The organism is Burkholderia sp. E168m22 (assembly GCF_001319805.1).
Classification (GTDB): Bacteria; Pseudomonadota; Gammaproteobacteria; order Burkholderiales; family Burkholderiaceae; genus Burkholderia; species Burkholderia orbicola.
Map to the genome: position 1 here is coordinate 1 of NZ_BBSK01000029.1, position 11,843 is coordinate 11,843.

The window sequence follows — 11,843 nt, forward strand, 5'->3', positions numbered from 1 at the left end:
ATCCACCAACTCGTGCATCCACAGGTCGCGCTCCGCATGCCAGTCGATCTGGCCGCCGGTGCGTCGATAGACGATCACGCTCTTCACCGCTTCGCAGCCGCCCAGCGCGATCGCCTCGTCGGCGATGCTCTTGAGCGGCAGCGTCTTGCCGCCACGCGCCTGTTCGTCGGCGGTGATCAGCGCGACCGCGCCGACGTCGACAAGCCGCTCGTTCAGCGATTTCGCGGAGAAGCCGCCGAACACGACCGAGTGCGTCGCGCCGATGCGCGCGCAGGCCTGCATCGCGACGATGCCTTCGATCGACATCGGAATGTAGATGACGACGCGGTCACCCTTGCCGATCCCGCGTTTCTTCAGCGCATTGGCGAAGCGCGACACGCGCGCGAGCAGGTCCGCATAGGTGACGCGGGTGACGGTGCCGTCGTCGGCCTCGAAGATCACCGCGACGCGCTCGCCGTTGCCGGCTTCGACGTGGCGGTCGAGGCAGTTGTACGACGCGTTCAGCTCGCCGTCGTCGAACCATGTGTAGAACGGCGCGTTGCGCTCGTCGAGCACCTTGGTGAACGGCTTGTGCCACGTGAGGCCTTCGCGCGCGAGACGCGCCCAGAAGCCTTCGTAATCCTGCTCGGCCTCGGCGACGAGCGCGCGGTAGGCCGGCATGCCGGAAATGGTCGCCGTCTTCTCGAGCGCCGCGGGCGGCGCGAACTGACGGGTTTCGTGAAGAACCGATTCAATCGCAGACATCGACTACCCCTTGGTGAACATGAATCCTCTGCATGGCGGCGCGATCGTGCGCGCCGCGCGTCGTCCTGGCCGGCGCCTGCGCGCCGCTGTCTCCCACCACCTGCACGCGACCGCGAAGGCCTGCGCACGATGCTGCACCGCACCACATCACGCGAACGTGACTCGCAGCCCGGCAGTTTCCACGATAAGCGCTCCAACTTACCCGTCACTTACGCGGCATGGCCGTGTCGTGCGCCGGGCGGCGCGCATCGAGGGCGGCTTTACGCTGTTACAACCGCGACCCTACAATCCTAACTGAACTCGCCTTCCGGACTCCAGCTTGAATCGCTACGCCCTCTTCCTCATCCTGTCGATGCTGTTCGTCGGCAGCAATGTCGGTATCGGTAAATCCATCGTTGTATTCGTTCCCGTCGCCATCCTCGCCACGCTGCGCTTCGTGATCGCGATCGCCGTGCTGTGGCCGCTGTTCAGCCCCGTGAAGATGCGCGCGGTCAAGCGCGGCGAATGGCTGAACCTGTTCCTGCAGGCGTTCTTCGGCACCTTCATGTTCACGCTGCTGATGCTCAACGGCGTGCAGCGCACGAGCGCGGTGGCCGCGGGCGTCATCACGAGCACGATCCCGGCGATCGTCGCGCTGTTCGCGTGGCTGATCCTGCGTGAAAAACCGAACGGCCGTGCACTCGTGTCGATCGCGCTCGCGATCGTCGGCGTCGTGACGATCAACCTCGCCAACGGCGGCGCGGCCGACCACGGCGCGCAGGGTGACGCGTCCGGCTCGCTGGCGGGCAACCTGCTGATCCTCGGCGCGGTGTGCTGCGAATCGATCTACGTGATCCTGTCGCGCCGGCTCACGCAAACGCTCGCGCCGATCGACATCTGCGCGTACACCCACCTGTTCGGCCTGTTCCTGATGCTGCCGCTCGGCGCAACCGCGCTGTGGCGCTTCGATTACACGAGCGTGCCGGCCGGCACCTGGGCGCTCGTCGTCTGGTACGGGCTGTCGGCCAGCATCTTCTCGTTCTGGCTGTGGATGAAGGGCATCCGGCACGTACCAGGCAGCCTCGCCGGCGTGTTCAGCGCGGTACTGCCGATCGCCGCGGCCGCGTACGGCATCGCGTTCCTCGGCGAGCGCCCGACGCTCGCGCACGGCATCGCGCTCGCGTGTGTCGTCACCGGCATCGTGCTCGCGAGCCTGCGCGTGAAACGCGTGCCGGCGGCCGCTTCCTGATCCGTCCCCGGCAGTGCCGGCGCGTCGCTGCAGCGGCGCCGGCCGACGCGTTACAATAGCGCGCCTTTTCAAGATTACCCCCGATACCTGCGCACCGCGCCCGTACCCCGACATGTCCGCCCCGCATTCGTCCGGCCATCCCGGCCGCCGCCCGCTTCGCCCCCTTCCCGCGCTGATTTTCATGAGCCGCTGGCTCCAGGTCCCGCTTTACCTCGGCCTGATCGTCGCGCAGGGCGTCTACGTGTTCCTGTTCCTGAAGGAAGTCTGGCACCTGCTGTCGCATGCGACCGGCCTCGACGAAATCAGCGTGATGCTCGCGGTGCTCGGCCTGATCGACGTGGTGATGATCTCGAACCTGCTGATCATGGTGATCGTCGGCGGGTATGAAACGTTCGTGTCGCGGCTCGGCATCGAGGGCCACCCCGACGAGCCCGAGTGGCTCGACCACGTGAACGCGGGCGTGCTGAAGGTCAAGCTGTCGATGGCGCTGATCAGCATTTCGTCGATCCACCTGCTGAAGACCTTCATCAACCCCGACCAGCACACGACGCACGCGATCATGTGGCAGGTAATCATCCACGTGTCGTTCCTCGTGTCGGCGCTCGTGATGGCGTGGGTCGATCGCCTGACGACGCACACGCACCCGGCCCATTTCCACGAGGCGCACGCGCCCGCGGCGTCCCGACCGGCGGCCTGAACCGTCGGCAAACCCTTCCCCACTGTCCCCACAGAGTCTCAGCCATGACCGTCATCAAACAGGAAGACCTGATCCAGAGCATCGCGGATTCGCTGCAGTACATCAGCTACTACCACCCGCTCGACTACATCCAGGCCCTTGGCCGCGCGTACGAGCTGGAAGAGAGCCCGGCGGCGAAGGACGCGATCGCGCAGATCCTCACGAACAGCCGCATGTGCGCGGAAGGCAAGCGCCCGATCTGCCAGGACACCGGCATCGTGACGATCTTCGTGAAGGTCGGCATGGACGTGCGCTGGGACGGCGCGACGATGGGCCTCACCGACATGATCAACGAAGGCGTGCGCCGCGGTTACACGCACCCGGACAACGTGCTGCGCGCGTCGATCGTCAATCCGCCGGAAGGCGCCCGCAAGAACACGAAGGACAACACGCCGGCCGTGATCCACTACGAGATCGTGCCGGGCGACAAGGTCGACGTGCAGGTCGCGGCGAAGGGCGGCGGCTCGGAGAACAAGTCGAAGTTCGTGATGCTGAACCCGTCCGATTCGATCGTCGACTGGGTGCTGAAGACGGTCCCGACGATGGGCGCCGGCTGGTGCCCGCCGGGCATGCTCGGGATCGGCATCGGCGGCACCGCCGAGAAGGCGATGCTGATGGCGAAGGAATCGCTGATGGAGCCGATCGACATCCAGGAAATCATCGCGCGCGGCCCGAAGGACTGGGTCGAGGAACTGCGCGTGGAACTGCACGAGAAGGTCAACGCGCTCGGCATCGGCGCGCAGGGCCTCGGCGGCCTCGCGACCGTGCTGGACGTGAAGATCATGGCGGCGCCGACGCACGCGGCGTCGAAGCCGGTCGCGCTGATCCCGAACTGCGCGGCCACGCGCCACGCGCACTTCGTGCTCGACGGGTCGGGCCCGGCCAAGCTGGAAGCGCCGTCGCTCGACGCCTGGCCGAAGGTGCAGTGGGAACCGAACACGGAAACCAGCAAGCGCGTGGACCTGAACACGCTGACGCCGGAAGAAGTCGCAAGCTGGACGCCGGGCCAGACGCTGCTGCTGTCGGGCAAGATGCTCACCGGCCGCGACGCCGCGCACAAGCGCATCGCCGACATGCTCGCGAAGGGCGAGAAGCTGCCGGTCGATTTCACGAACCGCGTGATCTACTACGTCGGCCCGGTCGATCCGGTGCGCGACGAAGTGGTCGGCCCGGCCGGCCCGACGACGGCCACGCGCATGGACAAGTTCACCGAGACGATGCTCGCTCAGACGGGTCTGATCTCGATGGTCGGCAAGGCCGAACGCGGCCCAGTCGCGATCGACGCGATCAAGAAGCACAAGGCGGCCTACCTGATGGCGGTCGGCGGCGCGGCCTACCTCGTATCGAAGGCGATCCGCGGCGCGAAGGTGCTCGCGTTCGAAGACCTCGGCATGGAAGCGATCTACGAGTTCGACGTGCAGGACATGCCGGTGACGGTCGCCGTCGATTCGTCGGGCACGTCGGTGCACCAGACGGGTCCGAAGGAATGGCAGGCGAAGATCGGCAAGATCCCGGTCGCCACCGCTTAAACGCGATCGAACGAAAGGCCGGACAGGAGTCCGGCCTTTTTACTTCTCATTCTCATTATTGTGCGCGGCCGGTTATTCAAGGCTGATTCTCATTACACGCAAAAGGCAGGCCCGACAAGGCTTCGAGGCTTGGCTTTTCTCGTTCGAGCGATTATCGTTCGGTTTCTGAAGCCCCACTGAACAAGGAACAGCCATGCAAGGCGACAAGAAAGTCATCGAATATCTGAACGCCCAACTGAAGAATGAACTCACGGCGATCAACCAGTACTTCCTGCATGCGCGCATGTACAAGCACTGGGGCCTCGACAAGCTCGGCAAGCACGAATACGACGAGTCGATCGGCGAAATGAAGCACGCCGACTGGCTGATCGAGCGCGTGTTCATGCTCGACGGCCTGCCGAACCTGCAGGACCTGCACAAGCTGCTCGTCGGCGAGGAAACCGAAGAGATCCTGAAGTGCGACCTGAAGCTCGAGCAGATCTCGCAGTCCACCTGCAAGGAAGCGATCGCCTACTGCGAATCGGTGCGCGACTACGTGTCGCGCGAGATCTTCGAGAAGATCCTCGACGACACCGAAGAGCACATCGACTGGCTCGAAACGCAGATCGACCTGATCGGCAAGGTCGGTCTGCAGAACTATCAGCAGACGATGATGGGTTCGGCCGAGTAATCGCCCTGCCCGCCAGCCCGCCGCCCGCCTGACGATGACGAACCCGTCCCACGCTACCGCGCCGCGCGCCGCCGCCCCTGTCGGCATCTTCGACTCGGGGCTCGGCGGCCTGTCGGTGCTGCGCGCCGCACGCGCGCACCTGCCGGACGAATCGTTCGTCTACGTCGCCGACTCGCACCACGCGCCATATGGCCCACGCGACGAGGCCTTCATCACGGAACGCACGCTGGCCATCGGCGAGTGGCTCGCCCGCGAAGGCGCGAAAGCGCTCGTCATCGCGTGCAACACGGCAACGGCACGGGCGATCGCGGCCATCCGCGAACGCCTGTCGATCCCGCTCGTCGGCGTCGAGCCGGGCATCAAGCCGGCCGCCGCACTGTCCGCGACCGGCGTCGCGGGCGTCCTCGCCACGCAATCGACGTTGAACAGCCCGCGCTTCCAGGCGCTGCTCGACCGCTACGGCGCCGGCCGCCGCTTCATCTGCCAACCCGGCCACGGGCTCGTCGAAGCGATCGAACGCGGCGACACGAACTCGCCCGCGTTGCGCGCGTTGCTCGAACGTTACATCCAGCCGATGCTCGACGACGGTGCCGATACGCTGGTACTCGGCTGCACGCATTACCCGTTCTTCACAGAAACGATTCGTGACCTTGTTGGCGAGCGCCTGACGATCGTCGACACGAGCGATGCCATCGCCCGCCAGCTCGCGCGGGTGCTCGACGAACGCGGGCTGCGCGCGCCGGCCGGCACGCATGCCGCGCCGCCGCGCTTCTGCTCGACGAGCGACGGCCTGCAACTGCACGCGCTCGCGTCCACGCTGCTCGGCCTCGACGCCCCGGTCGAATCCGTCACCATTTCCTCGCCGAACGCGCGCGCCTGCGCGACTGCCTGACACGGGCCGGCGCGCCGGCTCCCCACCCCAGCTTCCCCGCTCCCGCCGTTTCAAGGGTCTGATGACCTTAAAAAAAGCCCGACCCAGGCTTGTCAACGTCCGCAAAATTAATGATAATAATTCGCATTAACGTTAGCTATCGCAACTCATCATGATCGTCTGCGTGTGCAAGTCTGTTTCCGATCGCAAGATTCGCGCGTCCCTCGCCGAGGGCGTGAACTCTTTCGATGAACTCCAGTTCGAGCTCGGCGTGGCCACGTGCTGCGGCAAGTGCGAGGAGTCCGTACGCGACCTCATGGCCGAACAAGGCGTCTGCGCGAGCCGGTGCGGTGTCGAGCATCATGCTCATCCGATCCCGGTCACGTTCTACGACCGCAAGGCGGCCTGAGCGGCGCCGAGCGTGCGCATGCGGCCCAGGCCGCATTTTTTGTTTTGACCGTCAGCAAGCCACCGTCCGCGCGAGCCAACGGCTTACCTGTCAAGGAGCCTGTGATGGAATTGCTGATCGGATTCGTAACCACCGTTTGCATCTCGCTGCTGATCTTCCGCAAGTGATGCCGATTCACCCGCCGCGCCCCGGGTGCGACGTCGTTCTTTCAAGCTAACATGCAGGCTTCGCATCTCGCTCCTGCCGGCGCCATGCCGGCTGCACCACGTATGAATCCCCGAGTGATCGTCGTCGCGGTCGGTGTGCTTGCCGCACACGCGATCATGCTGACGGCCGCGTGGCTCCATCGCAACGCGCCGCCGCCGAAATCGGTCGAGGTCCAGACGATCACCGCACAGCTCATCACGCCGGCGCCGATCGCGCAGCAGGTCGCGGCCGAGTCGATCCCGCAGCCCGCGCCGCCGAAGCCCGTGCCTCGCGTGAAGCCCAAGGTCGAGCCGAAGCCGGTGCAGAAGGCGGCGAAGCCGACCCCGCAGCCGGTTGCGCCCTCGCCGGCCCCGTCGCCCACACCCGCGCCTGCCGCCGACCCAACGCCTGCTCCCGCCGCGCCCGCTCCCGCGGCACCGGCCGCCACGCCGGGCCCGGCGCGCGAAACGATGCAGGTCAGCGCGCCGAAGAACGTGCCGACGCTCCAATGCAACTTCGTGAAGCCCGACTATCCGTCGATGTCGCGCCGCCGCGGCGAATCGGGTACCGCCTATGTTCACTTCGTCGTCGGCGTGACCGGCAAGATCGAAAGCATCGATCTGCAGAAGAGCAGCGGCTATCCGCGCCTCGACGATGCCGCACTCGACGCGATGCGCTCGACCACCTGCCGTCCGTACGTCGAGAACGGCCAGGCGATCCGCGCCGCCCGCACACAGCCCTACAGCTTCGGGCTCACCGACTAACCTGCCTCATCCGGAAGATTCAAAGGAAACAAAAATGCAAAGCTACGGTATCGCGCACGTCTGGGCGCAAGGTGATTTCGTCACGCGCGCCATTGCGATCACGCTGCTCGTGATGTCGGTCCTGTCGTGGATCGTGATCGTCATCAAGGGCTGGAACGTGATTCGCCTGAACCGCCTCACGAAGAACGCCGAACAGGCATTCTGGCATTCCGACAATTTCGACGACGGCATCAAGAAGCTCGGCCTCGCCGCATCGACGCCGAACGACAATCCGTTCCTCGCGCTCGCGCTGTCGGGCAAGGAAGCCGCCGACCACCACCATCAGACGCAACCGCACCTGCACGACCGCATGGACGTGTCGGACTGGGTCACGCGCTGCCTGAAGGACACGATGGACGAAGGCATCTCGCGTATGCAGAGCGGCCTCGCGATCCTCGCATCGGTCGGCAGCACGGCGCCGTTCGTCGGCCTGTTCGGCACGGTCTGGGGCATCTACCACGCGCTGCTCGCGATCGGTGCCACCGGCCAGACGTCGATCGACCAGGTCGCGGGCCCGGTCGGCGAATCGCTGATCATGACGGCCTTCGGCCTGTTCGTCGCGATTCCCGCGGTGCTCGGCTACAACGCGCTGACCCGCGCGAACAAGGGCGTCGTCAGCAAGCTCCGCCGCTTCGCGCACGGTCTGCACGCGTACTTCGTGACGGGTGCGAGCCTCGCGTCGTCGTCGACGCGCGACGGTCTGCGTCTCGCATCGCGCGCCGCCAGCTGAGACGAGGTGAACCATGGCCATGAACACCGGTTTCAGCGACGATGACGACGATGCCGTGATGAGCGAGATCAACATGACGCCGCTCGTCGACGTCATGCTCGTACTCCTGATCATTTTTCTCGTGACGATCCCGGCGATGCAGCATGCGGTGAAGATCGACCTGCCGCACGCCAGCAGCCAGCCCGTCGACGAAAAGCCGCAGACCGTCGACGTCGCGATCCAGGGCGACGGCACGATCCTGTGGGACGACCACACGGTCACGCGCGAACAGTTGCAGGCGCGCATCGCGGAAGCCGCGAAACGCACGCCGCAGCCGGAGCTGCATCTGCGCGCGGATCGCAAGGTTGCGTACGAGCACGTCGCGGAAGTGATGTCGGATGCGCAGGCAGGCGGGCTGACGAAGCTCGGCTTCGTGACGGAGCCGGGTGCAAAAGCGAAGTAACGCGCATACGTCTCGCAGTCGCAACTGCGCACCTAGCCGGCCGCACCTAACCGGCCGTGCACAAAGTAAAAGGCCTTCATCGCCAGATGAAGGCCTTTTTTCATGCGCACGCGGGCGCCTTCGGGCGGCGGGCTCTTTGGCGGTATCGGTTACGCCTCGAGCAACGCAAATGCGACTCTGCCGTGGTCTGCACGGACTGCGCGTTCTGCCCTATCTGGCTCACAATATATGCGGCCACCTGATTTCGCTCAGAACTTCCTTCACGAAATGGGATTTCAATATAGGCCCGCCCGCGCACGCATTCAAGGTTCCGGCGATTGAAACTTGCGATTGCAGACGACGCTTCAATGACAAAACAAATTTGCGTCGTCGTGCACGCCGTGTTCAGGTCGCCGAAACATCGGCCACCGCTTCCTGCTTCGCGCGCTCGGGGCAACCCGGCTCCTTGTACGCGCCATGGTCGAGCTTCTCGACCAGGTAATCGACGAACGCACGGACCGCGGGCGGCATCCCCTGCCGCGACACGAACACCGCGTACAGCTGCGGCACCGGCAGCGTCCAGCCCGGCATCACGGGCGACAGTTGCCCCGCGCGCAGCGCGTTGCCGTACATCATCTCCGGCAGCGCGGCGATGCCGAGGCCATCGAGCACGGCCTCGCGGATCGTCATCAGGTCGGCCGTCACGAGCCGCGGATCATGCTCGTGCACGTGGCGCGTTCCATCCGGCGCGATCAGGTTGAATACGTGCCGGCCGTCGACGCTCGGCGTATCGAGCGTCTCGAAGCCGGTCAGGTCGTCCGGCGCCAGCGGCGGCGCATTCTGGCTCAGCAGGCTCGGCGCGCCCACCAGCATCTGCTCGGTGCGCCACAGCGGCCGCACGACGATGTTGGCGTTCTGCGGCGGCTCGGAGCGCACGCGCAACGCGACGTCGATCGAATCCTCGAACAGGTCGATCACGCGATTCGTCACGCGGACATGCACCTTCACCTCGGGATAGCGGCGCAGGAATTCGGGCAGGATGCGCGACAGCATCGTCTGCGACAGCGTCACCGGCACGCTGACGCGCACCGAGCCGCGTGGCGACGCGCGCAACTGCTGCACCGCGTTCATCGCGGCCTGCGCTTCGGCGAGCATCGCCTGGCAATGCTGGTAGAACAACTCCCCTGCCTCGGTCAGCGCGAGCTTGCGCGTCGAACGCTGCAGCAGGCGCACGCCGAGCGCCGCCTCGAGCTCGGTCAGGCGTCGCGACAGACGCGATTTCGAGATGCCCAGCACGCGCTCGGCGGCCGAGAAGCCGCCATGTTCGACGACCTGCGAGAAGTACATCAGGTCGTTCAGGTTATGTGCATCGATATTCATCTCATCGTTCCAATTTCAGAACAATCCATTGCGAACGGCCGCAAATCGGACGGGAAAACGCCCAATATAATAGCGCTATGTTTCAAAAATAACGCTATTCCGATGATTTCGAGGGCTTCCCATGACGACCGCTCGCTCGCTTGATCGTACCTACCCCGCGCTTCGCACCACCGAAGGCGGCGGTTTCGTGGTTCACCGTCCGTTCCCGACGCGGCTGCTGATGGACTTCGATCCGTTCCTGCTGCTCGATGAAATGGGCCCCGTCGACTACGCCCCCGGCGAAGCCGTGGGCGCGCCCGACCATCCGCATCGCGGCTTCGAGACCGTGACGTACGCGCTCGACGGGCGCTTCCGCCATCGCGACTCGTCCGGCCATGCCGGCACGCTCGGCCCCGGCGACGTGCAGTGGATGACGGCCGGCGCCGGCGTCGTGCACAGCGAGATGCCTGATCCGGCATTCGCCGAGGCAGGCGGGCGTTCCCACGGCTTCCAGCTGTGGGTCAACCTGCCGCGCCGCGACAAGATGATCGCACCGCGCTACCAGGAGATCCCGGCCGACCGCATTCCGACTGCGACGTCGCCGGACGGCCGCGCGCGCGTGCGCGTCATCGCCGGCGAAGCATTCGGCGTACAGGCCGCGATCGAAACGCACACACCGATTCTCTACCAGCACTTCACGCTGGAGCCGGGTGCAACGGTCACACAGCCCGTGCCGGCCGGTTATCGCGTGTTTGCCTATCCGATCGACGGAACGGGCCTCTACGGGCCTGACAGGCAGGCGGTCGACGCACGGCACATGATCGTCTACGGAGACGATGGCGACACCGTCACGTTCGCTGCCGGCGACACGTCGCTCGACCTGCTGCTGATCGGCGGCGTGCCGCTCAACGAGCCGATCGTCCGCTACGGCCCGTTCGTGATGAATACCGAAGAAGAGATCCGGCAGGCCGTCGTCGACTACCAGACCGGTCGCATGGGTCGCATCGAAGCGTAAATCGGATCGGGGTCACAGGGGCCGCGAAGCCGATGGTTTTGCGTCACAATAAGTTCTTGAACCATGTGGCCAGCCGCCACCAGAAGGAACCCGCCCCTTGAACTTCGAACACCTGATCCAGATCAACTCCGACGAACCGGGCGTGCCGAGCCTCACCCGCGACCAGCTCTGGGAAGGCCTCGTATTGCGTGCCGAACAGCCGCAACTGTTCGTGATCGGCCTCGACAGCTGCGTCATCCACGAACGGACGGACACGACGCTCGAACGCGAACTCCATTACGGCCACGCGACCGTGCGCGACCACGTGACGTTCACGCCGAACCAGCAGGTCCGCTACGACATCCGCGCGGCCGATGGCGAGATCGGCGGCTCGCTGACGATGACGATCGAGGAGCGCGACGACCGCCAACTGTTCCTGCGTTTCAAGTACCGCACGACGCTGACGGTCACGGACGACAGCGAAGAAGCGCGACAGACGCACGGGATCGTCAAGGAGGCGTACCGCACGTCGGATATCGACACCGTTCGCCTGATCCGCGAGTACGCGCAAGGTCGCAAGGACCCCGATCCGCTGCACTGAACCCGGCGGCGGCCTGCGGGCCGCCGCTTTGATTCAAACTATCAGACCAGACTTATCGATCGATAAAGAGTTTTTGTAAATGGGAATAGTTATCATTTAGAATTCATTCCATCGTATCGACAGTCACCGATCAAACCGAATGACCGACACCATGCGCCCGACCACGCTGACCCTGCGCCGCACCACCAGCACCGCAGCCAGCAGCCGTCAGAAGACGGCAGCGGTCACCACGCCGGCGAAACCCGCCGGCAACCGCGATGCAGGCACGCGGGTCGTCAACAGCGATACGCTGCTGCAAGGCCATAGCCACATCAGCATCGCGCATAACGGAGAGACTTACCAGTTGCGGGCCACGCGGCTCGGCAAACTGATCCTGACGAAGTAACGACCGAGTATTGTGGGGACCACCTCCCTGAGAGGTGTTGGGCAGTAGCCAGCGTAACGGCTTGCACGCGAGATCTAGACCCCTTCGTGCAAACACACTCAAGCAGCCGTTGCAGCAAGCCAAGCCACTTTTTTGGTTCTCGCACAAGGAAGAAAAAAGCGACACGTCGAAGGACGT

General features: G+C 65.0%; 14 protein-coding genes. 12 read left to right on the top strand and 2 right to left on the bottom strand.

The window, feature by feature from the left end; translation table 11 throughout:
- Positions 1-744: AMP-binding protein (locus AP428_RS08585; protein WP_156349310.1), on the bottom strand; the 744-nt coding region annotated here is incomplete at its 3' end.
- Between the two features lie 319 nt (positions 745-1,063).
- Between AP428_RS08585 and AP428_RS08590 the strand changes: the two genes are divergently transcribed.
- From AP428_RS08590 to AP428_RS08630, 9 genes are all read left to right on the top strand, one after another.
- Positions 1,064-1,972: a DMT family transporter gene (locus AP428_RS08590; protein ID WP_054927998.1), complete on the top strand. Its 909-nt coding sequence runs from the start codon at positions 1,064-1,066 to the stop codon at positions 1,970-1,972.
- 112 nt (positions 1,973-2,084) lie between these two features.
- Positions 2,085-2,669, top strand: coding sequence for a TIGR00645 family protein (locus AP428_RS08595; RefSeq protein WP_011549403.1), 585 nt, complete (start codon positions 2,085-2,087; stop codon positions 2,667-2,669).
- A 44-nt stretch (positions 2,670-2,713) separates the two neighbouring features.
- Complete coding sequence (locus AP428_RS08600; protein WP_006478316.1) at positions 2,714-4,237, top strand: fumarate hydratase; 1,524 nt, start codon at positions 2,714-2,716, stop codon at positions 4,235-4,237.
- Positions 4,238-4,430: 193 nt separating this feature from the next.
- Positions 4,431-4,907, top strand: coding sequence for a bacterioferritin (gene bfr / locus AP428_RS08605; RefSeq protein ID WP_006478315.1), 477 nt, complete (start codon positions 4,431-4,433; stop codon positions 4,905-4,907).
- A 34-nt stretch (positions 4,908-4,941) separates the two neighbouring features.
- A complete protein-coding gene (gene murI, locus AP428_RS08610; protein ID WP_012328879.1) occupies positions 4,942-5,799 on the top strand; it encodes a glutamate racemase in 858 nt (285 codons plus the stop codon).
- Positions 5,800-5,950: 151 nt separating this feature from the next.
- Complete coding sequence (locus AP428_RS08615) at positions 5,951-6,187, top strand: bacterioferritin-associated ferredoxin (protein ID WP_006482749.1); 237 nt, start codon at positions 5,951-5,953, stop codon at positions 6,185-6,187.
- Between the two features lie 218 nt (positions 6,188-6,405).
- Positions 6,406-7,137 (top strand): energy transducer TonB, encoded by a 732-nt coding sequence (locus AP428_RS08620; RefSeq protein WP_006478312.1) that lies wholly within the window; start codon positions 6,406-6,408, stop codon positions 7,135-7,137.
- Positions 7,138-7,171: 34 nt separating this feature from the next.
- A complete protein-coding gene (locus AP428_RS08625; protein ID WP_006483875.1) occupies positions 7,172-7,906 on the top strand; it encodes a MotA/TolQ/ExbB proton channel family protein in 735 nt (244 codons plus the stop codon).
- Between the two features lie 13 nt (positions 7,907-7,919).
- Entirely contained in the window at positions 7,920-8,348 is a 429-nt protein-coding gene (locus AP428_RS08630; protein ID WP_006478310.1) for a biopolymer transporter ExbD, read from the top strand.
- Positions 8,349-8,732: 384 nt separating this feature from the next.
- On the opposite strand, the gene AP428_RS08635 is transcribed toward AP428_RS08630, so the two are convergent.
- Positions 8,733-9,707 (bottom strand): LysR family transcriptional regulator, encoded by a 975-nt coding sequence (locus AP428_RS08635; RefSeq protein ID WP_011549399.1) that lies wholly within the window; start codon positions 9,705-9,707, stop codon positions 8,733-8,735.
- A gap of 121 nt (positions 9,708-9,828) precedes the next feature.
- On the opposite strand from AP428_RS08635, the gene AP428_RS08640 reads away from it, so the two are divergent.
- The 3 genes from AP428_RS08640 to hemP all read left to right on the top strand — a co-directional run bounded on the left by AP428_RS08640 (position 9,829) and on the right by hemP (position 11,666).
- On the top strand, positions 9,829-10,701 hold the full coding sequence (locus AP428_RS08640) for a pirin family protein (protein WP_054927999.1): 873 nt from the start codon (positions 9,829-9,831) through the stop codon (positions 10,699-10,701).
- A 97-nt stretch (positions 10,702-10,798) separates the two neighbouring features.
- The gene (locus AP428_RS08645; RefSeq protein ID WP_054928000.1) at positions 10,799-11,281 is read left to right on the top strand and encodes an SRPBCC family protein; all 483 of its coding nucleotides are present in this window, start codon (positions 10,799-10,801) and stop codon (positions 11,279-11,281) included.
- 139 nt (positions 11,282-11,420) lie between these two features.
- Positions 11,421-11,666 carry a hemin uptake protein HemP gene (gene hemP, locus AP428_RS08650; RefSeq protein WP_011549397.1) on the top strand — a complete coding sequence of 82 codons (246 nt, stop codon included), beginning with the start codon at positions 11,421-11,423 and terminating at the stop codon, positions 11,664-11,666.
- Positions 11,667-11,843: the final 177 nt, after the last annotated feature.